Consider the following 26,675-nt stretch of genomic DNA (forward strand, 5'->3'; position numbering starts at 1 on the left):
CGGCGGCGGGAATGTGCATTTTGCAAATTTTGGGGCTTGAAAATTTCGGCTCGGCGTCGTTCTGTGTATACATAGAATTCATCTTCATGGGAGGAGGCCCAGAAATGGTTTCGAGTTTAAGCAGTGTTTTGGCGGGTTCGAAGAATGCCGTGGAGCTTCTGCGCCATTCGCGAACGGGGATGTATGTATACCCGGTCGTGGCGCCGGAGTTCAGCAACTGGCGCACCGAGCAGGCCGCCTGGCGCCATTCCGCCGTGCTGTTCGACCAGTCGCACCACATGGACGAACTGATCGTTGAAGGGCCGGATGCGGAAAAGTTCCTCTCCCATCACGGCATCAATTCCTTCTCGAACTTCGGTCTCAACCGGGCCAAGCACTTCGTTCCGGTGACGCCGAACGGCCATGTGATCGGTGACCACATCATCTTCCGCGAACGGGAAGACAAGTTCATCCTGGTCGGTCGCGCGCCGACCTCCAACTGGCTGATGTTCTGTGCTGCCTATGGCAACTGGAATGTGCGCATCAAGCACGATCCGCGTTCGCCGTCGCGTCCGGAAGGCGAGCGCGTGCTGCGCACCCATTACCGCTATCAGATCCAGGGTCCGGAAGCGCCGAAGATCTTCGAAAAGATGAATGGCGGTCCCATTCAGGAGATCAAGTTCTTCCATGTCGACTGGATCAATGTCGGCTCGAAGAAGGTGCAGGCGCTGCGTCACGGCATGTCCGGCGCGCCGGGCCTCGAAATCTGGGGTCCCTACGAGGACAAGAGCTATATTCTCTCCTGCATTCTCGAAGCTGCGCGCGATGCAGGCGTCGATCTGGTACGGTGCGGCAGCCGCGCCTATTCCACCAACACGCTGGAAAGTGGCTGGATTCCTTCGCCGCTGCCGGGCATCTACACCGGCGACGGCATGCTGGCCGCCTATCGCGATTGGCTGGGTGCCGACAGCTACGAGGCGATGGGCTCGATCGGCGGCAGCTTCGTCTCCGATAATATCGAGGACTATTACGTCAACCCGTTCGAACTCGGCTATGACTTCTACATCGGCTGGAAGAAGGACGATTTCATCGGCAAGGCGGCGCTGGAAAAGATGAAGGGCGCCAACAACCGCAAGAAGGTGACCTTCGAGTGGAATGCCGAGGATGTCGTCGAGGTCATCGCATCGGCCTTCCGGCCGGGCGAGGATCACTACAAGTGGATCGACTTCCCGCAGCCGAACTATGCCTCCACCAGCGCGGACCTCATCCTGCGTGATGGCAAGAAGGTCGGCATGTCGATGTTCAACGGCTATTCCTACAACGAGCGTTGCGTGCTCTCGCTTGGCGTCGTGGATGCCGACGTGCAGGAAGGCGAGGTGCTGACGCTGGTCTGGGGCGAGCCGGACGGCGGTTCCGGCAAGACCTCGGTCGAGCGCCACAAGCAGGCGGAAATCCGCGTGCGCGTTTCGCCGACGCCTTACGCCCGCGAGGCCCGCGAAAACTACGCCGACAGCTGGCGCACCAAGCGCGGCGCCTGACCGGCTGTCTGTCTATGCCTGTCCGGATCGGAAGGATGCGGGCAGGCGAGGGAAGCCCGGCAGCCGTGTCATCAGTGCGCATGGCGCTCTGGTGATAGTCATATATCTGCATCAGACGGCGCCTTCGCGGGCGCCGTTTTCGTATCAGAAAACGGAAGGGAGAGATGCTTGCCGTATCAGACGGCAAGCAGGGCGTCCAGTTCCGCCGGGCGCGACAGCAGGCTGTCGGATGCTGCGTGCAGCGCGGTCATGCCGCGGTTCAGCACGATGGCCTCGTCGGTCAGCGGCAGGATCTTGCGGGCTTTCTGCTCCACGATGATGGCGGACAGGCCCTCGCCGGTGACGATGCGGCGCAGCGCCGCCAGCAACTCGTCGACGATGATCGGCGCCAGGCCTTCCAGCGGCTCATCCAGCAGCAGCAGGCGCGGGTTCAGCATCAGCGCGCGGCCGACGGCCAGCATCTGCTGTTCGCCGCCGGAAAGCTGGTTGCCGAGATTGCGCCGCCGCTCCTGAAGACGCGGGAACATCTGGTAGACGGCCGACAGGTCCCAGCGGCCGGGCCGGGCGGCGGCCGTTAGGTTCTCCTCCACCGTCAGCGAGGCGAAGATATTGCGCTCCTGCGGCACCCAGCCTATGCCACGCGCCGCCCGCTGCTCCGGCCGCAGGCGGGTGATCTCGTCAGTGCCGAGATGAATGCGGCCCGCATGGTGGGTCGTCACCCCGACCAGCGTGTTGAGGAGCGTCGTCTTGCCGGCGCCATTGCGGCCGAGCAGCGCCAGCGAGCGACCTTCTGCGAGCGACAGGTCGATGCGGTGCAGCACCTGCGCGTCGCCATAGCCGGCCACCAGCTGTTCGACGCGGAGCAGTTCACTCATGCGGCATCTCCCAGATAGATCGCCTTGACCTCGGGATCGCCGGAAATCTCCTCCACCGTGCCTTCCGCAAACAGGCGTCCGGCCGCCAGCACCGAGATGCGGTCGGCGAAGGAGAAGACGAGATCCATGTCGTGTTCGATCAGCAGAACCGTCACGTCGGCGGGCAGGGCGCGGACGATGGCAAGCACCTCGTGACGGTCCTCTTCCGGCACGCCGGCTGCCGGCTCGTCCAGCAGCAGCACCTTCGGCTCAAGAGCAATCGCCAGCGCGATTTCCAGCAGGCGCTGCTTGCCATAGGGCAGGTCGCGGGTTGGCAGGCACATCACATCCGCCAGCCGGAAACGCTCCAGCAGGGCTGCCGCCTCTTCGCTGACGGCGCGGTCGGCTGCGAGTGGGCGGAACAGCCGGTTGCCATGGCCCAGGCGTTCGCCGACCGCCAGCATCACGGATTCGAGCGGCGTCAGGTCGTTGAACAGCTGGTTGATCTGGAAGGTGCGGGCAATGCCGCGGCGCACCCGTTCGAAGGGCGTGGTGGCGGTAATGTCTTCACCGGACAGCAGGATGCGCCCGCCGCTCGGTGTCAGTGCACCCGTCAGCAGGTTGATCAGCGTGGTCTTGCCGGCCCCGTTCGGGCCGATCAGCGCATGGCGCGCGCCCGGCCGCACGCTGAGCGACACTTCGTTGGTGACGATCAGCCCGCCGAAGCGCTTGACGAGCATCTGTGTTTCGAGCGCCGGGGTCATCGGCCGTCCTCCGAGAGCGGAACCGGCTTTGCGGCTGGGCGTCCGAGCAGGCGCGAGCGGACAAGGGCAATGGCGCGCGCCGGATCCAGCCGGTCGCGGCCGATCACCACCAGCGCCACGAGGATCAGGCCGATCCAGAACATCCAGTATTGCGGTGTGACGACCGACAGCCATGCGCGCAGCAGGGTGAAGATTACCGCACCGATGATGCCGCCATAGAGATAGCCGACGCCGCCCAGCACCAGCACCAGCAGCACGTCGGCCGAGCGGTGGAAGGCCAGCACATCCGGCGAAACGAAGCTGGTGGTCTGCGTCAGCAGCGCGCCGGCCATGCCGGCATAGAGCGCCGAAATGGTGTAGATGACGACGATGCGCCGGTTGGGGGCAATGCCCAGCATGGCGGCGCGGCGGCTGTTGCGCTTGATCGCTTTCAGCGACAGGCCGAAGGGCGAATGCACGATGCGGCGGGCCACCAGCAGCAGGATGAACAGCACCGCGAGACTGTAGAGATAGCCGGTGCGGCCCCAGAGATCGAAGTCGAAGGTGCCGGCGATCGGCCCCAGCAGGATGCCGCTCAACCCGTCCGCACCGCCGGTCAGCCAGGCGGCCTGGTTGGCGCCTTCGGCCAGCAGCATGCTGACGCCGAAAGTGGTCATCAGGCGGGTGAGATCGCTGCCGCGCAGCACGAGGAAGCTGGTGGCAAGCCCGAGCAGCCCCGCCACCACGGCAGAGGCCGCAAGGCCGGCCAGTGGTTCGGCCGAAACATGCAGCGAGAAGAGGCCAGCCGTATAGGCGCCGATGCCGAAGAAGGCGGCGTGACCGAGCGACAGGATGCCGGCATAGCCGACGATCAGGTCCAGCGACAGGGCAAAGAGTGCCAGGATCGCGATCTCGCTCAGCAGCAGTTGCTGCGAGGGAAACAGGAAGGCGGCGGCGAGTGCCAGGCCCCAGAGGCCCGCTTCCAGCGGCGACCAGGCGGCCTTGCGCCGCAGAAAGGCGGCGGCGATCTGCGAATGCGGTGTGCTCACTTGCCGCCCTCCCGGGTGAACAGGCCATGCGGCCGCAGGATCAGGAAGGCGATCATGACGGCATAGATGATGAAGGCCCCGAGCGAGGGCAGGTAATATTTGCCGGCGACATCCGCGACGCCGAGCAGCAGCGCCGCCAGGAAGGGGCCGGTGATCGAGGAGGTTCCGCCGATCGTCACCACAATCATGAAATAGATGAGGTATTTCAGCGGGAAGTTCGGATCGAGGCCCAAGAGTTCCACGCCGAGCGCGCCGCCGAGGCCGGCGAGGCCGGATCCGAGCGCAAAGGTCAGCACGAAGATCCGCGAGACATTGATGCCAAGGCCGCGGGCCACGCGCCCGTCATCCACAGCGGCGCGCAGCTGGCTGCCGATGCGGGTGCGGGTGAGCGTCAGCTGCAGCGCGATGGTCAGCAGCGCGCAGAGGATGATGATGAACAGCCGGTAGCGGCCGATGCCGACGCCGAACAGCGAGAAGCGGCCGGAAAGTTCCGGCGGCAGCGAGATCAGCTGCTGCTGGCCGCCCATGAAATAGTCGATGCCGGCGACGGCCATGAAGACGAGGCCGATCGAGAACAGCACCTGGTCGAGATGGGGCGCGGCATAGAGACGCCGGTAGAGCGTCACCTCCAGCGCCGCACCGAGAAGCGCGGCGGCGAGGAAGGCGGCCGGCAGGCACCAGTAGAAGGAGAGGCCATAGCGGTTCATCATCACGACGGTCACATAACCGCCGGCCATGGCGAATGCGCCATGCGCCAGATTGACGAAGTTCATCAGGCCCAGCGTTACGGCAAGCCCGCACGCCAGAACAAACAGCAGCATGCCATAGGCAATGCCGTCGAACAGGATGGTCAGCATCGGTCCTCCCGGTGCCGGGAAGCCCGGCACCCCTGCCTTGCCTGAACGCTCAGGGCGTGTTCGGATCGCGCACCTTCGGGAAGGTGGCGAATTCCACATTGTAGAGTTCGCCATCCACCTTCTTCACCTCGCGCATGTAGATGTCCTGCACGATGTCGCGCGTCTTCGGATCGATGGTGATCGGCCCGCGCGGGCTGACCCAGGACATGCCCTTCATGGCCTCGACCAGCTTGGTGCCGTCGGTATCGCCATTCGTCTTTTTCAGGCCCGCATAGGCGAGCGCCATGGCGTCATAGCCGCCGACCGCCATGAAGTTCGGCCGCATGTTGTTGCTGGCCTTGCGCACCTGCGCCACGAAGGCCTTGTTTTCCGGGCTGTCGTGGTTGGCCGAATAGAAATGGCCGGTGATGACGCCAAGCGCCGCATCGCCCATGCCGTTCAGCAGGTCATCGTCCGTCACGTCGCCGGTAGCGATCAGCTTGATTCCGGCATCGCGCAGGCCGCGTTCGACGAACTGCTTCATGAAAATGGAGCCGACGCCGGAGGGCACGAAGACGAAGACGGCATCCGGCTTCGTGTCGCGCACGCGCTGCAGGAAGGGCGCGAAATCCGGGTTCTGCAGGGGCACGCGCACCGCTTCGACAATCTCGCCGCCCTCCTTCTTGAACTGGTCGGTAAAGCCCTTCTCGATGTCGATGCCCGGGCCGTAATCGCTGACGAGCGTCACGACGCGCTTCAGCCCGTTCTTGGCGGCCCAGGTGGCGACGGGAACGGCCGATTGCGGGCCGGCCATGCTGGTGCGCACGAAATATTCGGATTTCTGGGTGATCACCGAGGTGGTCGCCGAGGTGATGATGGCCGGCACCTTGGCCTGGCCAAGCACCGGTGCCACGGAGAGCGCGAGTGGCGTCAGCCCGAAGCCCATCAGAACGTTGGCACCGTCCTTGACCACCAGTTCCTGCGCCACGCGGCGGGTCTGGTCGGCGGTGCCGGCATCGTCACGCAGCAGGATCTCGATCTTCTTGCCGGCCACCGTATCGCCGTTCAGCGCCATATAGGCCCGCACGCCAGCCTCCACCTGACGTCCCGTCGAGGCAAAGGGACCGGTCATCGGCAGGATCAGCCCGATTTTCACCGTGTCTGCGGCATGGGCGCTGGATGCAAGCAGGCCGCATAGCGCAGCGCCTGCAATGAACATGCGTCTCGATAACGATGCCATGTATACTCCTCCCTGAGTGATGGCGATGCGGCGAGCCCACTCCCACAGGCCCGTCAACGGCTGATGCTGCTGAATTCCGCGGCGCCCTTACAGTCTCCTCACCGCAGGCGCCGGGGTCAATGTATACAGCAAATGCAGGCAGGACAAGCGGGCGCATGATCAGAAATGCGGAGGCCAGGGCCTTTATCGACCCGACTGACGCAAGGTCCAGTATGGCGGCGTGTGCCGGGAGAGGCCGGCCTTCGGTGCGTGCGGCCACAAGGTCTGCGGCACATGCCAAGGCAGGGCTTTGCAGCCGCGTCGCGCCGGGTTATGTGCTGGCTAAGATCATGGGGCGTGTGCGAGATGTCGGAAACTGTCCATCACCAGAAGCAGCGGGGCCTGGGGCATGTCTTTGCTGCGGCAAGCTACTCGCTCGGCGGCGCGCGCCGACTGTGGGGCGAGACGGCGTTCCGGCACGAATTGCTGGTCTATGCCATCCTCAACATTGCGTATCTCGCCATTGGCGCGAGCTTCTTCATCTTCTTTGCCGGCCTGATCCTTTTTCTGGTTCTGGTTGCCATGGAGGCGCTGAACACGGCGGTGGAGGAGATTGTCGACCGCATCTCGCCGGAATTTTCCGTCGTGGCGCGACACGCGAAGGATCTGGGCTCCTTTGCCGTCTTCTGTCTGCTGCTCGCCAATGGCGCCCTGTTCTTTTATGCGCTCTATCTGGCCTTTCTCGCTCCGCTGCCGGTCTGAACTCCGGATCGTTACGCCCCGCCTCGTGGCAGATTGCCGGGCCTGTGTCGCTGATACTCTGGAGAGCGCCTGCCCGAGGAGGGGGCCGCAGCCTGTTCAGCCGCTTTCGTCGGCTGGGTGGTAAAATCATCGATGCCCGACAGTTCGCTCAGATCGCGACCGATGCGGACGGGACTGACCGCAAAGGCTGCAACCAGCTGCGCGACCGAAACCAGCGCATGGCGGTGGATGCGCTCGTAGCCATGCGAAGCATCCACACCGAAGGCGGCAAGCGCGGTGCGGATATCGTGACCCGCCTCCAGCGCCGAGGCGGAGTCGGAGCGATAGTAGCGGAAGACGTCCTTCTGGTAGGGGATGCGGTTTTCCTCGCACAGGTCCACAAGCTTGCGGGTGAGGTGGTAGTCGAAGGGGCCGGTCTGGTCTGCCATGGCGATGGTAACGCCGAATTCGGAAGAGTTCTGCCCCGGGGCGGCGGTGCCGTTGTCGATCGTCAGCATGGAGGCGATGTCGGGCGAGACGACCGAGGAGGCGCCAACGCCGACCTCCTCCGCGATGGTGAACAGCCAGTGTGTATCGACCGGTGTTCTGGCCTGTGCCCGCTCCAGCGCCTCGATGGCTGCAAGCAGGATGGCTACGCCCGCTTTGTCGTCCAGGTGGCGGGAATTGATGAAGCCGTTGTCGAGAAATTCCGCGCCGGTGTCGATGGCGACAGTGTCGCCGACGTCGATGCCGAGAGCCCGCGTTTCCGCAGCCGAGCGCGTCAGAGCATCCACGCGCAGTTCGACATGGGGCCAGCCGACGGGCGCCGTGTCCACCGCGTCGTTGAAGGTGTGGCCGGAGGCTTTCAGCGGCAGGATGGTGCCGCGAAAGGCGCCGTGATAGCTGTAGAGCGTGACCCTTGCTCCTTCGGCGAAGCGGGCCGACCAGTGGCCGATCGGTACCAGTTCCAGCCGGCCGTTCTCCTTGATCGCCTTGACCTGCGCACCCAGCGTGTCGAGATGCGCGACGATCGCCCGCGCCCCCTGCCGGCGGCTTCCCTGCCGCACGGCCCGGATCGCGCCGCGCCGTGTCAGCTCGGGCGTCAGGCCGAGCCGCTCCAGCTCGCGGGAACAGTGGATCACCACAGCGTCGGTGTAGCCCGTCGGACTGTCGATCGTAAGCAGCGTCTTCAACTGGGCCAGCAGGTAGTCTTCGTCGATCTCGATCGCCATCTCACATCTTTCCGAGCGCGGTGCGGGCGGCGCGATGTCCCGACAGCGGAAACAGCAGATCGAGAAACCGTTCCGCCGTCGGCTGCGGCTCGTGATTGGCGAGTCCGGGCCGCTCATTGGCTTCGATGAAGACATAGTCGGGTTCGGTCGGGCTCTTCACCATGAAGTCGATGCCGACGACGGGAATGTCGATGGCGCGGGCCGCCTTGATGGCCGCGTCCACCAGTCGGGGATGCACGATGGCGGTGACGTCGTGGATCGAACCGCCGGTGTGCAGGTTGGCGGCCTTGCGCACCACGATGTCACGACCGTCCTCCAGCACATCGTCCAGCGTCAGGCCGGAAAGCTTGAGGCAGCGTTCCGTCTCTGCGTCAATCGGGATCCGGCTTTCGCCGCCGGTTGCAGCCGCGCGCCGGCGCGACAGGGTCTCGATGAGCTGCCGCACGGTGCTCCTGCCGTCGCCGATCACATGCGGCGGCCGGCGGATCGCGGCGGCCACCAGCTTGAAGTCGATGACGACGAGGCGCAGATCCTCGCCCTCGAAGCAGGCTTCGATCAGGACCCGGTCGCAGACCTCGCGGGCTCCGGCAATCGCCCGGCGTACTTCGTCCATGCCGGCAAGGCCGACCGCTACGGCACGACCCTGCTCGCCGCGCGCGGGCTTGACCACGACGCGGCCATGTCTTTCCAGAAAGGCGGTCAGCGCCGTCTCATCCCCCTCCGCCGTCATCTGTTCCGGAACCGAGAGACCGGCGCGTTCCGCCACCCGCCGCGTCACTGCCTTGTCGTCGCAGATCGACAGCGCCACGCCAGAGGTCAGGTCCGACAGGCTTTCGCGGCAATGGACGGAGCGACCGCCGCTCGACAGGCGGAAAAAGCCTCCCTCCGCATCGGTGATCTCCACCTGCACGCCGCGGCGTCGCGCTTCGTCCACGATCAGCCGGGCATAGGGGTTGAGGGTGTCATAGGCTTCCGGCGGGCGCACGAAGAGACGCTCATTGATCGAATTCTTGCGCTTGATCGAAAAGGCCGGAATGCGCCGGAAGCCCAGTTTCTCGTAAAGCGCGATGGCCTGCGCATTGTCGTGCAGCACGGAGAGATCCATGAAAGCCGCGCCGCGCGCCTTGAAATGTTCGCCAAGCCGCCGCACCAGCGTTTCGCCGATGCCGGCATGGCGTGCCTGCGGGTCGACGGCAAGGCACCAGAGCGATGCGCCCTGCTCGGGATCCGCGAAGGCCCGGGCATGGTCGATCCCGGTGACGGTGCCGATCACTTCGCCGGTCACCTCATCCTCGGCCACCAGATAGGTGATGGCGCGATTGTCGCGGTTCGACCAGAAGAAATCCGGCCGGACCGGAACCATGTTGCGGGCGGCATAGATGCGGTTGACCGCCCGGGCATCCGCTTCCGAGGACAGCCGTCGCACGGAAAAGCCGCGCGGACGGCGGCGTCCGGACCGGTAGGTGGCAAGGTCCAGTCGGTAGGTGTGGGAAGGGTCGAGAAAAATCTCCTGCGGCGCCTGCGCCAGAGCCACATGCGGGTCGGCGACATAGACCGCGATGTCTCGGTGTTCCGGTGCTTCCTCGCGCAGTGCCGAGACAAGCTCACCGGCATCATCGAAGGTCTGGGCGAAGATCAGCCGGCCCCAGCCACAATCGATCGCCGCGGAAGGGGCCGTCTTTGCCGCATGCGTCTGCATGGTGCTGCGCAGCGATTCGAAGCGTCTCCGCTTCAGTCGGTGCGCCACGGCCTTGTCGCTCCGGATGCGCTGGGCACGCTCGCTCATTGTCTTGTTGTTCGTCATGCCGTTACACTCCCTGCTTCTGCAGCCACAGTTCCATCAGGCCGACCTGCCAGAGTTCCGAGCCCTGAAGCGGCGTGATGTGGCCTGTCGGATCGGCAAACAGGCGCTGCAGATAGTCGTTGCGGAAGAGGCCGCGTTCACGGGCTGCCTGCGAGGTCAGCGCGTCGCGCACCATGTCGAGATAGGGGCCGTCGACATATTTGAGCTGCGGCACCGGGAAATAGCCCTTCTTGCGGTCGATCACCTCATGCGGCACGACCAGACGGGCGGCATCCTTCAGCACGCCCTTGCCGCCGTCGGCCAGCTTCAGGTCAGGGGGAATGGTCGCTGCCAGTTCCACCAGTTCGTGGTCGAGAAAGGGCACCCGGGCTTCCAGGCCCCAGGCCATGGTCATGTTGTCGACGCGCTTGACCGGATCGTCCACCAGCATCACCTGGCTGTCCAGCCGAAGCGCGGCATCGACCGGCGTTTCCGCGCCCGGCGCGAGCAGGTGAGCCGCCACGAGGTCGCGGCTGACATCGCCGTCTGCCATCCAGTCCGGATTGAGCTGCGAAGCAAGAACCGCATGCGAGCGGTCGAAGAAGACCTTCGCATAATCGCCCGCCACGTCCCGGCTGTCCTGCAGCGGCGGATACCAGTGATAGCCGGCAAACACCTCGTCTGCCCCCTGGCCGGACTGCACGACGCGGATGTGCTTCGAGACCTCCTTGGCAAGCAGGTAGAAGCCGACATTGTCGTAGGACACCATGGGTTCGGACATGGCGCCGATCACTCCCGGAAGGGCCTCCATCAACTGGGAGGAGGGCACGAAGATCCGGTGATGATCGGTGCCGAAGTGCTTGGCGATGAGATCGGAATAGACGAACTCGTCACCCTTTTCGCCATTCGCCTCCTCGAAGCCGACCGAAAAGGTCATCAGGTCCTGCTGGCCTTCCTCGGCCAGCAGGCCGGTGATCAGGCTGGAATCGACGCCGCCCGACAGCAGCACGCCGACCGGTACGTCGGCGACCATCCGGCGACGGACTGCAGTGCGGAGCGCATGAAGCACCCGGTCGCGCCATTCCTCGCGTGAGAGATGGGCCAGCGCCGGATCGCGCCGGTGGGGCGGATTCCAGTAAAGGCTGTCTGTCTCGCTGCCATCGGCATCGATGACGCGGATCGTGGCGGGTGGCAGCTTCTTCACGCCGTTCAGGATGGTCCGCGGCGGCGGCACCACCGCATGGAAGCTCATATAGTGGTGCAGGGCGGCGCGGTCGATCGAGGTGTCGATGTCGCCTCCCTTCACCAGCGCCGGAAGCGTGGATGCAAAACGGATGCTGCGGCCGATCCTCGCCAGATAGAGCGGCTTGATGCCGAAGCGGTCGCGCGCCATGACAACACGGTTCGTGTCGCGCTCATGGATGACGAAGGCGAACATCCCGTGGAAGCGTTCGACGCAGGCCGTGCCCCAGGCATGCCAGGCCTTGAGGATCACTTCGGTATCGCCATGGGAGAAGAAGCGGTACCCCATGGCTGACAGTTCAGCGCGCAATTCCGGATAGTTGTAGATGCAGCCGTTGAAGGCGATCGTCAGGCCAAGCTCCGCATCGACCATCGGCTGGCGTGCCTTTGGCGACAGGTCGATGATCGATAGTCTTCTATGAGACAGGGCTGTGGCGGCGTGGATCACCATGCCGGACCCGTCCGGTCCGCGGGGCGCGATCGCCTCCAGCATTCTTGCCTGTACCAAAGGGGATGGCTGGACGCCGTCGAATCGAATTTCTCCGCAGATTCCACACACTGTGCTGCTTCAAGCCTCTCGTTTTTCGTCTGGACAGGACCCTTTCAGGGCGCGACATGCCGGCGCCGGTGCCAAGGGAACAAGCGACAGCCTGAGGGCCAAACGAGGAGGCTCGGGAAAGGTTGCGATATTTTTCGTGGGGGGAGGCGGGTCTCAGGCCGGTCGCGTGCCGCGCACGAAGAGGGCGATGGCCTGTTCCATGTGGCGCCTGCGGTCAGCCAGATCCTTCCAGCCCTTGGGTCCGCGGCCGATCCCGCCCATCAGCAGATCCATCAGCATGCGCGCGCCGGTGACCGGGTCTTCCAGCACCAGCCTGCCCCTTGTCATCTGGCCGGACAGCCAGTCGGCAAGCTGCCTGCGGGAGGTTTCCGGGCCTTCGCGGAAAAGCACTTCCATCAGCTCCGGCATCTGGTGCGATTGCTGCATCACCATGCGGATGAAGGCTTCGCGTTCACGTTCCGTCTCGGCATCGATGTCCAGCATGAAGATCCGGCCGATGATCTCTGCCAGCGGCGCGTCCTCTTCCGGTGGACGCGGCAGATCGAGCATCGTCTGGCGATGCGCGGCGACGACGGCGACGAAGAGATCCGTCTTGCTGGGAAACAGCCGGTAGAGCGTCTGCTTGGAGATATGGCAGCGGCTGGCGACGATCTCGGTCGTCGTGCCTGCGAGGCCGAGTTCGATGAAGGTGCGGCGGGCCGTATCGATGATGGCCGCACGGCGCTGCGGATCGGGCTGGCTTTTCGGCCGCCCGCGGCCCCGTCTTGCAACGGAGGGCAGCTCTTCGGCCTGCCGGGTCTTGTCACTGTCGTCCATCGGGCCTTGAACCTCCGGGAGGCGCCGATCCCTGCGATCCGCATCCCGCGATGGTGGGCTTAGCCCACTTCCATCGAAAAATCATCCGGCCAAGGTCACGAGAGCGCTGCGACCGGATCGAGACGGGACGCATTGCGGGCCGGCAGGAAGCCGAAGGCGATGCCGATCAGGCAGGAGCAGGCGAAGGCAAGCAGCATGGGCGTGGCCGAGAAGATCAGGCTGATACCGGCGCCGGACAATGCTGCCGCCGCTCCGACCGACAGGGCAAGCGCGATGCCGAGGCAGCCGCCGATCAGGCAGACCAGCACCGCCTCGATCAGGAACTGCTGGAGGATGTCCATCCGCCGAGCGCCGACCGCCATGCGCACGCCGATCTCCGCCACCCGCTCCGACACCGAGACCAGCATGATGTTCATCACCCCGATGCCGCCGACGATCAGCGAAATGACGGCGATGGCCGAGACGAGCAGCGTCATGGTCTGCGTCGTGCTGGTGATCGTCTTGCGGATATCGTCGGTGTTCAGGATGAAGAAGTCCTTGGTGCCGTGGCGACGGATGAGAAAGTCGGTGACGGCCTGCTCGGCCGCGTCCATTTCCGCATCGTCGGCGACGCGCACGGTCAGACTTCGCAGCGATGTCGTACCGAGAAACCGCGTCTGCACGCTGGTATAGGGCAGGTAGATCGACAGGTTGTCGCTGGAGCCGAAGCCGCCCTGCTGCGAGGAAATCACGCCCACCACCCGCACCGGAACGGTGCCGGCGAGGATGATCTTGCCGATCGGGTCCGAGCCTTCGGAGCCGAACAGCGCCTTGGCGGTGTTCTCGTCGATGACGGCATCCTGCGAGAGCGTCGCAACGCTCTCGTCGTCGAAGAAACGGCCGGAGACGAGCGTCGAGCCCTTGACGATGAAATACTGGCTGCCGACCCCGTTGACCAGCGCATTGGCTACTGTCGCGCCGAAGCGCGCCGTGGTGTTGGTGGAAACGGTTGGCGTGACGGCGGCGACATAGGTGAGCTTTGCCAGCGCATCGGCATCCGATATCACAAGTGTCGTCACTCGGCCGGACCGCGTGTCGCCAAAGCCCTTGCCGGGAAACACTTCCAGCGTGTTCGTGCCGAGACTGCTGATATTGGCAAGGATCATTTTCTGGCTGCCGGTGCCGAGCGCCACCACCAGCATGACCGAGGCAATGCCGATGATGATGCCGAGCATGGTGAGGAAGCTGCGCAGCCGGTGAGCGGCCAGCGCCTTCAGCGCCATGGTGAAGGCCTCGCGGAAGCGGTCCAGCCCGGCGCCCCAGCGGGTGGGGGCGGAGGCGGCCGTGCCCGGGTCGGCCGGCGTCTCCGATTTTCGTGCGTCTGCCGCGTCGGTGCGCCGGTCCGCGATGATCACGCCGTCGGAAATTTCGATGATGCGTTTTGCCCGCGCGGCCACGCTTGGATCGTGCGTGACGATGATGATCGTCTTGCCGTCTGCATTCAGTTCTTCGAGAATGCGCAGCACCTCTTCGCCACTCTGGCGGTCGAGCGCGCCGGTCGGCTCATCGGCGAGGATCACCTCGGCGTCGTTCATCAGGGCGCGGGCGATGGAAACGCGTTGCTGCTGGCCGCCGGAAAGCTGGCCGGGTCGATGCGCGGTGCGGTCTGCCATGCCGAGCCGTCCGAGCAGGGCCGCCCCGCGTTCGCGGCGTTCGCTGCGCGCGCGGCCGGCATAGATCGCCGGAATTTCCACATTGCCGACCGCCGAAAGCTCGGCCAGCAGGTGATAACGCTGGAAAATGAAGCCGAAATGCTCGCGCCGCAGCGCCGAGAGCTGGTCGCTGTCGAGGGCCGAGGTATCCTGGCCCGAGACGCGATAGGTGCCCGACGTCGGACGGTCGAGCAGCCCGAGCAGGTTCATCAGCGTCGACTTGCCCGAACCGGAGGCGCCCATGATGGCGACCATCTCCCCGTGCTCGATGGTAAGGTCGATGTCCTTCAGAACGGTCAGCGTGCCTTCGCCGGACACGTAATCGCGGCGCAGCTTTTCGACGGAAATCAGCGGCGTGGTCATCGGCTCAGAACCCCATCGGCGGGCCGGGACGGTTGCTGCTGCTCTTGCTCGCGCTGGCCTGGCTGATGACGACATGCTCGCCTTCGTTCAACCCGTCGCGCACTTCAGCGGCGATCTTGTTGTTGAGGCCGACCGTTACCGCCCGCTCGCCCGCCTTGCCGTCCGCGTCGACGACGCGCACCGTGGTGTGCCCGTCCTTGTCGACGGTGCCGAGCGCGGAAGAGGGAATGGTCAACACGCCCTTGGCAGCACCCAGCACGATGTTGACCTCTGCTGACATGTAGGTGCGGAACTTGCCGTCCGGGTTCGGAACATTGAAGGTGCCGATGTAATAGATCGCCGAGGACGACGAACTGGAGGACGAGCTGCTGCTGGTCGTGGTCGAACTGCTGACGGCGCTGTCGCTGGTAATCGATTCAGGCGCCGGTTCGATGGCTTCCAGCGTTGCCTCGTGGACGGTCGCGCGGTCGCCGATCAGGTTGAAGCGCAGATGCTGGCCGGGCTTCACCTTGGGAATATCGGCTTCGGAAATCTCGGCCCGTACGGTCATTGTCGTCAGGTCGCCCATGATGACGATGGTGGGAATGGACTGGCTGGCATTCACCGTTCGCCCTTCCAGATTGACGATCGAGAGGATGGTGCCATCCATCGGTGCGGTGATCCGCGTGTAGCCGAGTTCCACTTCAGCGGTGCCGACGGCAATCTCGGCGGAGATGATCTGCGCGTTGAGGGCCGCAATCTGTGCCTCTGTGGTCCGCACGTTCGTCTCGGCCGTCTGCAGATCGGCCTGCGATCCCGCCTGGCTGGTATAGATTGCCTTCTGCCGCGCCAGGGTCTTCTGGTAGCTTTCCAGCGTCGCCTGCTTTTCGGCCAGCTGCGCCTTCACGTTGTCCAGGGAGGCTCTGGCGGTCTTCAGGCTGTTGGCCTGGGTGGTGGAATCAATCTCGGCAATCAGGTCGCCGGTCTTCACGGTGTCGCCAAGCTTCACCTTGATCGATGTGATGCGACCGGAAGCCTGCGAGCCGACGGCCACCAGCCGCACCGGCTTCAGCGTTCCGGTCGCCAGCACGGTTTCCTCCAGATCTGCCCGCGTCACGGGTGCCGTCAGATAGCGAGGCGCGGCCGGTTCGGCGGAGAAACGCATCCAGCCATAGCCGGCGACTGCGGCAACAGCCAGGGCCAGGAGGAGAGAGCGACGTGTGGGAAACATACGGAAACAAACCCGGGGTTTTATGGGAACTTGTGAGTTCCATTAATCGCCCGGGCTGTTCGCGGTCAATCATTTCCGCATTAAACCTTGGTAATCTGCTCAGCTTTTGCGCCTTCTTCAGGCCGCATCGGCATCCTGTGCCGTGGCGCTGGCCCGCACCGGCGCAAAGGCAAATTGCGTCAGCGTTTCCGGCTTCATCTCGATGGAAAAGCCCGGCAGCTTCGGCGGCATGTAGGCGGCATTCTCGATGCGGCAGGGGTCGAGGAAGTGTTCGTGCAGGTGATCGACATATTCGATCACCCGGCCGTCCTTGGTACCGGAGACGCAGATGTAATCGATCATCGAGAGGTGCTGCACATATTCGCACAGGCCCACGCCACCGGCATGCGGCCAGACCGGCAGGTTGAACTTGGCGGCGATCAGCAGCACGGCCAGCACCTCGTTCAGGCCGCCCATGCGGCAGCTGTCGATCTGCACCACATCGATCGCGCCCTCGGCGATGAACTGCTTGAACATGATGCGGTTCTGGCACATCTCGCCGGTCGCGACCTTCACGGGGGAAATCGCCTGCCGGATCTTGCGGTGGCCGGCCACGTCGTCTGGGCTCGTCGGTTCCTCGATGAAGAAGGGTTTGCAGAAGGAGAGGCGCTTCACCCAGTCGATCGCCTGATCCACCTCCCAGACCTGGTTGGCGTCGATCATCAGATAGCGATCCGGCCCGATCACCTCGCGGGCGATGGTCAGCCGTCGGATGTCGTCCGTGAGATCGCGGCCGACCTTCATCTTCACATGGTTGAAGCCGGCATCCACGGCCTCCTGGCAGAGGCGGCGCAGCTTTTCGTCGTCATAGCCCAGCCAGCCGGCCGAGGTGGTGTAGCAGGCATAGCCCTCGCGCTCCAGAATGGCGATGCGCTCCGCCTTGCCGCTCTCGGCCTTGGACAGGAGGGCGATTGCCTCGTCGCGCGTCAGTACGTCGGTGAGGTAACGGTAATCGACAATGTCGGCGATCTCCTCCGGCCTCATGTCGGCGATGAGCCGCCAGACCGGCTTTCCTGCCTCCTTGGCGATGAGGTCCCACAGCGCATTGACGACCGCACCGGTTGCAAGATGCATCGCGCCCTTGTCGGGGCCGATCCAGCGCAGCTGGCTGTCGCCGGTCAGGTGCCGCCAGAATGTCCCCGGATGCGCCTTCATCGTGTCGAGATCGGTGCCCACCACCAGATGGCGCATGGCATCGATCGCCATGCAGCAGATGTCGTTGCCGCGGCCGATGGTGAAGGTAAGGCCGTGCCCGGCAAGACCGGGCACGTCCGTTTCGAGAATGACATAGGCTGCCGAATAATCCGGATCCGGGTTCATCGCATCCGAGCCGTCGAGGCTGTGCGATGTGGGGAACCTCAGGTCGATGATGCGCATGTCGGTGATCTTGGCCATGCTCGTGTCTCCGGCAGTCAGATGTCAGCTGTGTCTTGCAAGGGGTCAGGCGTCGGCGCGGAAGGTCTGCTTCTGGGTGCCGAGACCCTCGATGCCGAGTTCCACCACGTCGCCGGGCTTCAGGTAGCGCTGCGGCTTCATGCCCATGCCGACGCCCGGAGGCGTGCCGGTGGAGATGACGTCGCCCGGATGCAGGCTCATGAACTGGCTGAGATAGGAAACGAGGAAGGCCACGCCGTAAACCATGGTGGCGGTGGAGCCGTTCTGCATCGTCTCGCCGTTCACCTTCAGCCACATGCCGAGGTTCTGCGGATCGGTGATCTCGTCCTTCGTCACCAGCCAGGGGCCGATCGGACCGAAGGTGTCGCAGGACTTGCCCTTGGTCCACTGGCCGGAGCGTTCCGTCTGGAATGCGCGCTCGGAGACGTCATGGGACACGCAGTAGCCGGCGACATAATCGAGTGCCTCGGCTTCCGAGACATATTTCGCCGTCTTGCCGATCACGACGCCGAGTTCGACTTCCCAGTCGGTCTTTTCCGAGCCGCGCGGGATGAGCACGTCGTCGTTCGGGCCGCAGATCGCCGAGCTGGCCTTCATGAAGATGACCGGCTCCGGCGGCACCGCCATGCCGGATTCGGCGGCATGGTCGGAATAGTTGAGACCGATGCAGATGAACTTGCCCGTGCCGGCAACGCAGGGGCCAAGCCGCTCGGAGGCGGCGACGGCCGGAAGCGAAGCAGTATCGAGGTCGGCCAGTTTCGAGAGCGCTGCCGGGTCAAGCGCTGCGCCCGCAAGATCGGCCACATGGCCGGACAGGTCGCGGATCGTGCCACTGGCATCGACAAGCGCGGGGCGTTCCGCGCCGGGTGCGCCGTAACGAAGCAGTTTCATGGGGGATGTCCTTCTCTTTTAATGCGTCAGATGGTCCAGCCGCCATCGATGGCGATGGCCTGACCGGTGGTGTAGGTCGCGCCGGCCAGATGCACGGCAAGGTCTGCGATTTCTTCCGGCCTGCCAAGCCGTCCGATCGGCTGGCGGGCGATAAAGGCGGCGCGTGCCGCTTCGTAATCGCCCTGGGCGCGCAGGCGGTCCTGCAGCGAGGGGCTTTCCACGGTGCCGGGGCAGATGGCGTTGCAGCGGATGTTGTGGCCGACGTAATCGGCAGCGACCGCCTTGGTGAGACCGATCACGGCGGCCTTGCTGACGCCATAGGCAAAGCGGTTCGGCACGCCCTTGATGCTGGAGGCAACCGAGGACATGTTGATGATCGCGCCATCCTTCCGCTCGATCATGCCGGGCAGTACGGCCCGGATGGTGCGGATCATCGCCTTGACATTGAGGTCCATGGCGAAATCGAGGTCGCTGTCCTTCATCTCGAGGATCGAGCCGCCATGCACGACGCCGGCGCAATTGAACAGAATGTCCACGGAGCCGATGCGGGCGACTGAGGCCTTCACCGCCGCCTCGTCCAGCACGTCCAGCCGCTCGACCGTCAGATTGTCGCGCTTCGGCAGCTCCGCCAGCGCCTGTTCGTTGATGTCCGTGGCATGGACCGTGCAGCCGGCCTCGGCGAAGGCGAGCGCGCTCGCGCGTCCGATGCCCTGTCCGGCGGCGGTGATCAGCACCGTCTTGCCCTGAAGATCTGCCATGTTCGTCTGCTCCCTGCTCTTGTCCTTCGCGCGCCCCTTGTCGGCGCCGTGCCGCATGCTGCCGCCTTGGGTGGCGCTTGACCAGTGCCCCCTGACCGTTGTTGCGTCACGCAACCTCGATCATCGCCTTCACCACGCCGGCCGCCGGGTCGAGAAGGCCGGAGAACTTGTCCGGCACCTCGGCCAGCCCCATGCGGTGCGTCACCAGCGCATCCGGCACATGGCCCGCCCGCATGGCGGCCATCACATGCTCGAAATCGGCGGCGGTCGCATTGCGGCTGCCGAGCAGCGTCGTCTCGCGCTTGTGGAATTCCGGATCGGAAAAGGTGATGTCGCTCGCGACGATGGAGACCAGCACATAGGTGCCGGCATGGGCGACGAAGCGGAAACCGCGCTCGATCGCCTTCGGATTGCCGGTCGCATCGAACACCGTCTCGAAGAAGTTTCCGTCGGTCAGCGCCGAAAGCCGGTCCACGTCGCCTTCGCCGAGCAGGACGGTGGCATCGATGCCGAGGTGATCGCGGGCAAAGGCGAGGCGATCCTCGCGCCCGTCGATCATCGTCACGACGGCGCCCTCCTTCCTGGCGAAGACGGCCACCGCAAGGCCGATGGGGCCGGCACCGGCGATCAGCACGCTGTCACCCGCCTTCGTGCCGGCACGTGCCACGGCATGGGCGCCGATCGCCAGAAACTCCACCATGGCGGCCTGATCGAGCGACAGGCCGTCGGCCGGCAGCAGGAAGCGTTCCGGCAGGCTGAGATAGCCGGTCATGCCGCCATCGCGGTGAACGCCGAGCACGCCGATATTGCGGCAGCAATTGGTGCGGCCCTTGCGGCAGGCATCGCAGGTGCCGCAGGAAATGTAGGGAATGATCGAGACCGTCGAACCGGGCACGAGACGGCTTCCAGCCGGAACCTCTTCCACCGTTGCCGCCAGTTCATGGCCCATCACGCGCGGATAGGAGAGATAGGGCTGGTTGCCGGTGAAGATGTGCAGGTCGGTGCCGCAGACGCCGACGCGGCGCACCCGGACCAGCACCTCGTCGGTCGCACGCGTTGGCTTCGGCCGTTCGATGGCCGTCAACCTGCCGGGCTCGTCACAGATGATCGTCAGCATTTACTTACCTTTCCAGACGATAGAAGCGGGCGGCATTGGCCCCGAAGACGGCAGCGTGATCGGCTTGCGGCACGATGGCGCGGGCCTGTTCGAACCAGCCTTGATAATCGCCGGCGAGACGCACCACCGGCCAGTCGCTGCCCCACATCACGCGTTCGCTGCCGAAAAGCTCCAGCAGCGTTTCCGCATAGGGGCGCACGGCCTGCGGCTTCTGGTCGCCGGCTTCGGTCAGCAGGCCTGAGAGCTTGACGCAGATCTGCGGCAGGGCGGCAAGGGCGGCCATATCCTGCCGCCAGGTGCTGAAATGGCCCTCGGCGATCAGCGGCTTGGCGCCGTGGTCGATGACGATCCGAAGCGCCGGATGACGCCGTGCCAAGGTCAGCAGATGCGGCAGATGTTTTGGAAAGATCAGCGCATCGAAGGCAAGATCGGCGGCCACCATGGCCTCGACGGCCGGTGCAAGGGCCGGATCGACAATCCAGTCCTCCTCCGCAAGACCCTGCAGCATCGGGCGCAGGCCTTTCAGTTTTCGATGGCCGGTCAGGTTTTCGATGGCGGCCGGCGCATCGGCTGCCTTCAGGTCCGTCCAGCCGACCACGCCCCGGATGAAGGCATGGCGTTCGGAAAGATCCAGCATGAAGTCGGTATCCGCTGCGCTCTCCATGGTCTGCACCAGCACGGTGCCGTCGATGCCGCAGGCGGCCATCAGCGGCAGCAGATCCTCCGGCGCAAAATCGCGGTAGATCGGCGCAAGCTCCGGCGGCGGCCACTGGCCGGGCCGGTCCGCGAGACGCCAGAAATGCTGGTGGGCATCGATCCGCATGTTCAGGCTCCCGCAGCCGGAACCGGCGCGCCTTCGGCAATCAGGCCCTTGTCCTTGAGGCGCGCCCAGAAGGCGGCCGGAATGCTTTCCTCGAACCAGCCGACATTGGCCGTCAGCTGCTCGGCCGTGCGGGCGCCGGAGACGATGGTGAGGGCCGCCGGATGGGCGAGCGGAAACTGCAGGGCGGCGGCCTGCAGCGTCACCCCTTCGGCCTCGCAGGCATCGCGCAGCGCATCGACGCGGGCCAGCACATCGGCAGGCGCATCGGTGTAGTTGAACTTGCGATTGCCGGCGAGAATGCCGGAATTGAAGGCGCCGGCGATGACGATGCCGACGCCGCGGCCTGCGCAGTCATCCATGAAGGAAAGGCTCTGCTGCTCAAGCAGCGTATAGCGACCGGCCAGCATGCAGATGTCGATATCGGCCACCTGCATGGCATCGCGGATGATTTCCCATTCGTTGACGCCGAGGCCGATGGCGCGCGTCAGGCCTTCTTCCCGCAACCGGGTCAGCGCGCGGAAGCCGCCGCCTTCGGTCAACTGCTGCCAGTAATGGGCGTGGCGTTCGCCATGGGTCACGCTGCCGATGTCGTGCACATAGAGAATGTCCGGCTTCAGAATGCCGAGGCGTTGCTGGCTGGCCTCGAAAGAGCGCATCACGCCGTCATGGGTGTAGTCGTAGACCGGGCGGAAGGGCAGGGGCTGCACATAGCTGTCTTCTTCGGCGCCCACGCTTTCATCCGGCGTCATCACGCGGCCGACCTTGGTGCTGACGACGTAATCGCTGCGGGGGAGATCGGTCAGCATGGTGCCGAGCCGACGCTCGGAGCGGGTGAAGCCGTAGAAGGGGGCCGTATCGAAATAACGGATGCCGGCTTCCCACGAGGCCCGGAAGGCGCCTTCGGATTCCGCATAGGATGTCACGCGGTAGAGATTGCCCATCTGGGCACAGCCCAGTCCCATGCTGGTAAGGGAAACCCCGGTGCGGGCGTGGGTGCGGATATCGGCGGCCTTCATGTCATCTGTCTCGTGCATTGGGGGGAAAGGGCGCGCGACCCAAAGAGGCCGCGCGCGATGGATTGCGATCAGTAGAGAACGTTCTTGGCTTCCGGCTTGTCGATGTTTTCCTTGGTGACGACGACGACGCCGGTATCGACGAACTTCTCGACCTTTTCCTTTTTCAGGATCTTCGAGAGCGTCTTCACGCCGAGTTCGCCCATCTGGAAGGAGCCCTGCACGGCGATCGCGGCAAGCGTGCCGTCCTTAACGAAGCCCTGGAGATCCTGGTTGCCGTCAAAGCCGACGGCCGCGACCTTGCCGGCCTTGCCGGATTCCTTCAGTGCGCGGCCCATGCCGATGGCGGTCGGCTCGTTGGCGCCGAAGATGCCCTTGAGATCGGCATTGGCGGCCAGAACGTCGGTCGTCTGGTTCAGCGCGGTCGCCATCTGCGACTGCGAGTAGAAGGGACCGACGATCTGGAGCTTGGAATTGGCCTTGATGTAATCGGTGAAGCCACCGACGCGGCCGATTTCCGAGCCGGCGCCTGCCACATAGGACATCACGGCGATCTTGCCTTCCTTGCCCACCTTGTCGATCAGCGCCTTGGCGGCCAGTTCGCCCGCCTTGCGGTTATCGGTGGCCAGGAAGGACTGGTAATATTGCTCGGCGCCCTTGGCGAGCATGGAGTCGATGATGACGACCGGAATGCGGGCTTCCCAGGCCTTCTTCACGGCCGGAACCAGCGCGTCCGGATCGGACGGGGCCAGCACGATGCCGGCGACGCCGCGGTTGACGGCATTTTCCACCATGTTCACCTGATCGGCGATGGCGGATTCGGCGGCCGGGCCCTGGAAGGTCATGGTGTTACCGCCGCCGACCTCCTTGATCGCCGCATCAGCACCCTTCTGCACGTTCTGCCAGAAGGTCGAGTTGACGGTCTTGACGATCACGGCGATTTCCGCCGCCTGCGCCGACACCGAGGCGGCGCAGATCATGAATGCCGATGCCAGCAAGGCAGATGCGATTTTCTTCATTGTCCATCCTCCTGAAATGAAGTGGCCCTGGCGGGCCGCCTCCCGGGAGCTCCCACTCCCCTTGGTGTTTGCGGAAAAGGGTCCGCCCCCGTCCTCATCGGCGATTGCGCAGCTGGTCGATCCACACGGTGACCAGAATGACGAGACCGATGATGATTTGCTGCGTGAAGGCGGAGACGCCGTTCATGTTGAGACCGTTGCGCAAGATGCCGATGACGAAGGCGCCGATGGCCGTGCCGGAAATGGTGCCGACGCCGCCGATCAGCGAGGTGCCGCCGATCACGGCACTGGCGATGGCATCGAGTTCGTACATCACGCCTTCGTTCGGCTGGCCCGTGACGAGGCGCGACATCAGCACGCAGCCCGTCAGCCCGGCCAGCGTGCCGGACAGGATATAGGTGAAGCTGGTGACGCGGGTGACGTTGACGCCGGAGAGACGCGCCGCATCCACATTCGAGCCGACCGCATAGATATGGCGGCCGAGGATCGAGCGGTTCAGCATGAAGGAGACGGCGAGCGCGATCACCACCATCAGGATCACCGGATAGGGAATGCCGGGAAACACCACGGTCGGGAAGCCGTCGTCGCCGACGGTGATGATGCGCAGGAGCGCGCCATTGCCAAGTTCGCCGAAGCTTTCGCCAAGGCCGGAGACGGCGCGCGCGCCAGTGATCTGCAGCGCAACGCCGCGGGCGATCAGCATCATGCCGAGCGTGGCGATGAAGGGTGGCAGCTTCATGCGGGTGATCAGGATGCCGTTCACCACGCCGCAGAGCGAGCCTGTGAGAATGCCGCCCAGCATGCCGAGCCAGACCGGAAAGCCGGCCTCCTTGACGAGAAGGGCCGCGACGACGCCTGCCAGCGCCAGCACGGAGCCGACCGACAGATCGATGCCGCCGGTGATGATCACGCAGGTCGCGCCGATGCCGAGCAGGGCGATCGAGGTGACCTGCAGCGCAATCGTCATGCCGTTGTTGACGGTGAAGAAGGCATTGCTGGTCAGCGAGAAGACGACGATCAGCACGAAAAGGCTGCCGAGGGCGGCGAATTTCTGGATCACGTCCTTCTGGCGGTCGCTGAGGCGAGCGCTGTTTGGTTCCTTGGGGGCTGTCATCATCGTCCTCGCAGTCGGCATGTCAGTGCTGGGTGGGGCCGAAGCCGGAGGCATAGCGCATGATCTCCTCCTGGCTGGTGCGCGCCGTTTCCAGCACGCCCGTCACGCGGCCATTGTGGAACACGGCGACACGGTCGGTCATGCCTAAGATTTCCGGCAGTTCGGAGCTGATCAGGATGACGCCGATGCCCTCGCGGGCCAACTCGTCCATGATCTTGTAGATCGCGAATTTCGCGCCGACATCGATGCCGCGCGTCGGTTCGTCGAAGAACATCACCTTCGATTTGCGGAACAGCCATTTGCCGATGATGATCTTCTGCTGGTTGCCGCCGGACAAAAGCCGCACCGGCTGGCGGATCGACGGCGTCTTGATGCTGAGCAGGTCCACATAGTCCTGCGTGACGCGAGCGTGGCGGTCGAAATCGATGAGACCGAGGCGGCTCGACAGCGCCTTGAGGTTCGCCAGCGTCATGTTGGCATCGACGGGCATCTTGATGGCGAGCCCCTGCGCCTTGCGGTCTTCCGACAGATAGGCAAGCCCCGCCTCGATCGCATCGCGCGGATTGCGGATCGAAAGCTCCCGGCCTTCCAGGGTGACCCGTCCGGCGTCCAGCGGATCGGCGCCAAAGATTGCGCGCGCCACCTCCGTGCGTCCGGCGCCCATCAGCCCGGCAAAGCCGAGGATTTCGCCGCGCCTGAGGCTGAAGCTGACATTGCTGAACACGCCGCGTCGCGTCAGGTTCTCGGCGCTGAAGATCACCTCATCGGTCGGCTGCGCCGTGCGCTCGGGAAATTTTTCCTCCAGCGAGCGGCCGACCATGCGGGCGACGATCTGGTCGATGCTGGTGTCGGCAAAGGCGTCGGTTGCCACATAGCGACCGTCGCGCAGCACGGTGACGCGGTCGACGATCTCTGCCATCTCATCGAGGCGATGCGAGATATAGACGATGCCGACGCCTTCCCGCTTCAGATCGTGAATGACCTTGAACAGCAGGCGCGTCTCCTGCTCGGTCAGCGAGGAGGTGGGTTCGTCCATGATCAGCACTTCGGCGTTGAGCGACAGCGCCTTGGCGATTTCCACCATCTGGCACTGGGCGACCGAAAGCTCGCGCACCAGCCGGTCCGGAGAGATCGCAACGCCCAGCCGGTCGAGGCAGGCCTTGGCATCCGCCTTCAGTTTCCGGCGGTCGACCAGGAAGCTGCGGCGCGGTTCGCGGGCCAGATAGATGTTTTCCGCCACCGTCAGGTGCGGCACCAGATTGAGTTCCTGGTGAATGATGGCGATGCCGAGTTGCTCGGCCTCAAGCGGTGAGGCGAACTGCCGCTCGACACCCTTGTAGGTGATGCGGCCGGAGGTTGGGGTGTAGACACCGCTGATGATCTTCATCAGCGTGGATTTGCCGGCGCCGTTTTCGCCGCAGACCGCATGGACTTCGCCGCGCTTGAGGTCGAAGCTGACATCGGCAAGCGCCACGACGCTCGGGAATTCCTTGCGGATGTCGGTGAGGCTCAGCAGCGTCTCGCTGCCTTGCTCCGTTGCGCGTCGCCTTTCGGCAGTGGGCGCGCCTGTCCCGCCATGCGTGGCCTGACCGGTCTGCATGAAGTCTCCTCCCTGCGCAAGCTTGCGCATGGCCGCTCCAGCTCCACCCGGCGGCCGATGGCCATTAGTGGTAGGCGGTCTGGCCAAACTGGTCAAGCCAATTTCGGCGAGTTCCGATCATATTTCGTCAGTCAATTACATAAAGCCATGATATCAATAAAAAATCATTGGTCTTGCCAGTTTCCTGCCGAGCCCCTATGGTAAGGCCAATGGAGAATATGGCGCAGGTGATGAGCGGGATCAGGACAACGGAGCGGCGGCTCTATCAGCAGGTGGCGGACCAGATCCGCAGCCTCATCCAGAGTGGTCATTTCCGGCTCGGCCAGCGGCTGCCGGCGGAGCGCGAGCTTGCCCAGCAGCTGGGGGTGTCGCGCCCGTCGCTGCGCGAGGCGCTGATCGCGCTTGAGATTGACGGCACCGTCGAGATCCGCATGGGCTCGGGCATCTATGTGGTGGCGACGTCCGAGCGTCGGCCGCAGAGCCCGGTGTCGATCGGCGAAAGCCCGGTCGAGCTGATGCAGGCCCGCGCGGCAGTGGAAGGCACCGTCATCCTGATGGCGGCCGCCCGCATGCAGCCGGACACGCTGCGCGCGCTGCGGCAGGTGCTGGATGCGATGCGCACCGAGATCGCCGAAGGCCGCAAGCCGGTGGAGCAGGACCGGCAATTCCACCTGACAATCGCCGCCCAGTCCGGTAACGGCGTGCTGCAGCGGCTGGTTGGCGAACTGTTCGACGACCGACACAGCCCGCTGTCCACCCAGTTGCGCGAGCATTTCGAGACGCCGGACACCTGGAGCCTGGCGCTTGCCGAACACGAGGCCATCCTGGAGGCTCTGGAGGCGCGCGATGCGCTTCTGGCCCAGGCGATGATGCGCGCGCATCTGGAGGAATCCAAGCGCCGCTGGCTGGACAGCGAGCCCCGATAGGAGCGGGGTTTTCCCTTGAACGCGAAAGACCCTCCAGGGAGGAGGAACAGATGAACGAGACAATTTCCCCGGTGATCGTGCTGAACGTGGCCGATGACGTGGCGGTGGCCCGCCGCTCCATTCCC

At 64.6% G+C, this 26,675-nt stretch carries 23 protein-coding genes; 3 read left to right on the forward strand and 20 right to left on the reverse strand.

What is annotated here, in order from left to right; all coding sequences use genetic code 11:
* The first annotated feature begins 104 nt into the window (after positions 1–104).
* Positions 105–1,517: a vanillate/3-O-methylgallate O-demethylase gene (gene ligM / locus FNA46_RS20360; RefSeq protein ID WP_143127045.1), complete on the forward strand. Its 1,413-nt coding sequence runs from the start codon at positions 105–107 to the stop codon at positions 1,515–1,517.
* A gap of 176 nt (positions 1,518–1,693) precedes the next feature.
* Here the strand turns inward: ligM and FNA46_RS20365 are convergent, their stop codons facing one another.
* Genes FNA46_RS20365 through FNA46_RS20385 form a run of 5 tightly spaced genes read right to left on the reverse strand, consistent with a single transcriptional unit; the run spans position 1,694 to position 6,239 of the window.
* Positions 1,694–2,392 carry an ABC transporter ATP-binding protein gene (locus FNA46_RS20365; RefSeq protein ID WP_143127046.1) on the reverse strand — a complete coding sequence of 233 codons (699 nt, stop codon included), beginning with the start codon at positions 2,390–2,392 and terminating at the stop codon, positions 1,694–1,696.
* Positions 2,389–3,135: an ABC transporter ATP-binding protein gene (locus FNA46_RS20370; RefSeq protein ID WP_143127047.1), complete on the reverse strand. Its 747-nt coding sequence runs from the start codon at positions 3,133–3,135 to the stop codon at positions 2,389–2,391. Before FNA46_RS20370 ends, FNA46_RS20365 begins: the two co-directional genes overlap by 4 nt.
* Positions 3,132–4,163: a branched-chain amino acid ABC transporter permease gene (locus FNA46_RS20375; RefSeq protein ID WP_143127048.1), complete on the reverse strand. Its 1,032-nt coding sequence runs from the start codon at positions 4,161–4,163 to the stop codon at positions 3,132–3,134. Before FNA46_RS20375 ends, FNA46_RS20370 begins: the two co-directional genes overlap by 4 nt.
* Positions 4,160–5,020, reverse strand: a complete 861-nt coding sequence (locus FNA46_RS20380; RefSeq protein ID WP_143127049.1) for a branched-chain amino acid ABC transporter permease — start codon at positions 5,018–5,020, stop codon at positions 4,160–4,162. The genes FNA46_RS20375 and FNA46_RS20380 overlap by 4 nt, the downstream gene beginning before the upstream one ends.
* Before the next feature lie 49 nt (positions 5,021–5,069).
* Positions 5,070–6,239, reverse strand: coding sequence for an ABC transporter substrate-binding protein (locus FNA46_RS20385; RefSeq protein ID WP_143127050.1), 1,170 nt, complete (start codon positions 6,237–6,239; stop codon positions 5,070–5,072).
* A gap of 345 nt (positions 6,240–6,584) precedes the next feature.
* On the opposite strand from FNA46_RS20385, the gene FNA46_RS20390 reads away from it, so the two are divergent.
* Positions 6,585–6,980 (forward strand): diacylglycerol kinase, encoded by a 396-nt coding sequence (locus tag FNA46_RS20390; RefSeq protein ID WP_143127051.1) that lies wholly within the window; start codon positions 6,585–6,587, stop codon positions 6,978–6,980.
* 11 nt (positions 6,981–6,991) lie between these two features.
* Here the strand turns inward: FNA46_RS20390 and FNA46_RS20395 are convergent, their stop codons facing one another.
* The 15 genes from FNA46_RS20395 to FNA46_RS20465 all read right to left on the reverse strand — a co-directional run bounded on the left by FNA46_RS20395 (position 6,992) and on the right by FNA46_RS20465 (position 25,624).
* Positions 6,992–8,191 carry an osmoprotectant NAGGN system M42 family peptidase gene (locus FNA46_RS20395; RefSeq protein ID WP_143127052.1) on the reverse strand — a complete coding sequence of 400 codons (1,200 nt, stop codon included), beginning with the start codon at positions 8,189–8,191 and terminating at the stop codon, positions 6,992–6,994.
* A 1-nt stretch (position 8,192) separates the two neighbouring features.
* A complete protein-coding gene (gene ngg / locus FNA46_RS20400; protein WP_143127053.1) occupies positions 8,193–9,995 on the reverse strand; it encodes an N-acetylglutaminylglutamine synthetase in 1,803 nt (600 codons plus the stop codon).
* 4 nt (positions 9,996–9,999) lie between these two features.
* The gene (locus FNA46_RS20405) at positions 10,000–11,775 is read right to left on the reverse strand and encodes an N-acetylglutaminylglutamine amidotransferase (RefSeq protein ID WP_143127054.1); all 1,776 of its coding nucleotides are present in this window, start codon (positions 11,773–11,775) and stop codon (positions 10,000–10,002) included.
* A 153-nt stretch (positions 11,776–11,928) separates the two neighbouring features.
* Positions 11,929–12,591 (reverse strand): TetR/AcrR family transcriptional regulator, encoded by a 663-nt coding sequence (locus FNA46_RS20410; protein WP_143127055.1) that lies wholly within the window; start codon positions 12,589–12,591, stop codon positions 11,929–11,931.
* 95 nt (positions 12,592–12,686) lie between these two features.
* Positions 12,687–14,645, reverse strand: a complete 1,959-nt coding sequence (locus FNA46_RS20415; protein ID WP_143127056.1) for a MacB family efflux pump subunit — start codon at positions 14,643–14,645, stop codon at positions 12,687–12,689.
* A gap of 4 nt (positions 14,646–14,649) precedes the next feature.
* Complete coding sequence (locus FNA46_RS20420; protein ID WP_143127057.1) at positions 14,650–15,855, reverse strand: efflux RND transporter periplasmic adaptor subunit; 1,206 nt, start codon at positions 15,853–15,855, stop codon at positions 14,650–14,652.
* Between the two features lie 117 nt (positions 15,856–15,972).
* Positions 15,973–17,289 (reverse strand): L-fuconate dehydratase, encoded by a 1,317-nt coding sequence (locus tag FNA46_RS20425; protein WP_143127058.1) that lies wholly within the window; start codon positions 17,287–17,289, stop codon positions 15,973–15,975.
* Positions 17,290–17,334: 45 nt separating this feature from the next.
* Positions 17,335–18,180: a fumarylacetoacetate hydrolase family protein gene (locus tag FNA46_RS20430; protein WP_143127059.1), complete on the reverse strand. Its 846-nt coding sequence runs from the start codon at positions 18,178–18,180 to the stop codon at positions 17,335–17,337.
* A 26-nt stretch (positions 18,181–18,206) separates the two neighbouring features.
* The gene (locus tag FNA46_RS20435) at positions 18,207–18,938 is read right to left on the reverse strand and encodes an SDR family oxidoreductase (RefSeq protein ID WP_143127060.1); all 732 of its coding nucleotides are present in this window, start codon (positions 18,936–18,938) and stop codon (positions 18,207–18,209) included.
* A gap of 106 nt (positions 18,939–19,044) precedes the next feature.
* Positions 19,045–20,055 (reverse strand): zinc-binding alcohol dehydrogenase family protein, encoded by a 1,011-nt coding sequence (locus FNA46_RS20440; protein WP_143127061.1) that lies wholly within the window; start codon positions 20,053–20,055, stop codon positions 19,045–19,047.
* A gap of 4 nt (positions 20,056–20,059) precedes the next feature.
* Entirely contained in the window at positions 20,060–20,878 is an 819-nt protein-coding gene (locus FNA46_RS20445) for an amidohydrolase family protein (protein WP_143127062.1), read from the reverse strand.
* Between the two features lie 2 nt (positions 20,879–20,880).
* On the reverse strand, positions 20,881–21,894 hold the full coding sequence (locus FNA46_RS20450) for an aldo/keto reductase (RefSeq protein ID WP_143127063.1): 1,014 nt from the start codon (positions 21,892–21,894) through the stop codon (positions 20,881–20,883).
* A gap of 68 nt (positions 21,895–21,962) precedes the next feature.
* The gene (locus FNA46_RS20455) at positions 21,963–22,910 is read right to left on the reverse strand and encodes an ABC transporter substrate-binding protein (RefSeq protein ID WP_143127064.1); all 948 of its coding nucleotides are present in this window, start codon (positions 22,908–22,910) and stop codon (positions 21,963–21,965) included.
* A gap of 94 nt (positions 22,911–23,004) precedes the next feature.
* Positions 23,005–24,027: an ABC transporter permease gene (locus tag FNA46_RS20460; protein WP_143127065.1), complete on the reverse strand. Its 1,023-nt coding sequence runs from the start codon at positions 24,025–24,027 to the stop codon at positions 23,005–23,007.
* 19 nt (positions 24,028–24,046) lie between these two features.
* Complete coding sequence (locus tag FNA46_RS20465) at positions 24,047–25,624, reverse strand: sugar ABC transporter ATP-binding protein (RefSeq protein WP_143127066.1); 1,578 nt, start codon at positions 25,622–25,624, stop codon at positions 24,047–24,049.
* A 230-nt stretch (positions 25,625–25,854) separates the two neighbouring features.
* Between FNA46_RS20465 and FNA46_RS20470 the strand changes: the two genes are divergently transcribed.
* Entirely contained in the window at positions 25,855–26,550 is a 696-nt protein-coding gene (locus FNA46_RS20470; RefSeq protein ID WP_143127067.1) for a FadR/GntR family transcriptional regulator, read from the forward strand.
* Positions 26,551–26,675: the final 125 nt, after the last annotated feature.

Source organism: Affinirhizobium straminoryzae, from assembly GCF_007004135.1.
Taxonomy (GTDB): domain Bacteria; phylum Pseudomonadota; class Alphaproteobacteria; order Rhizobiales; family Rhizobiaceae; genus Neorhizobium; species Neorhizobium straminoryzae.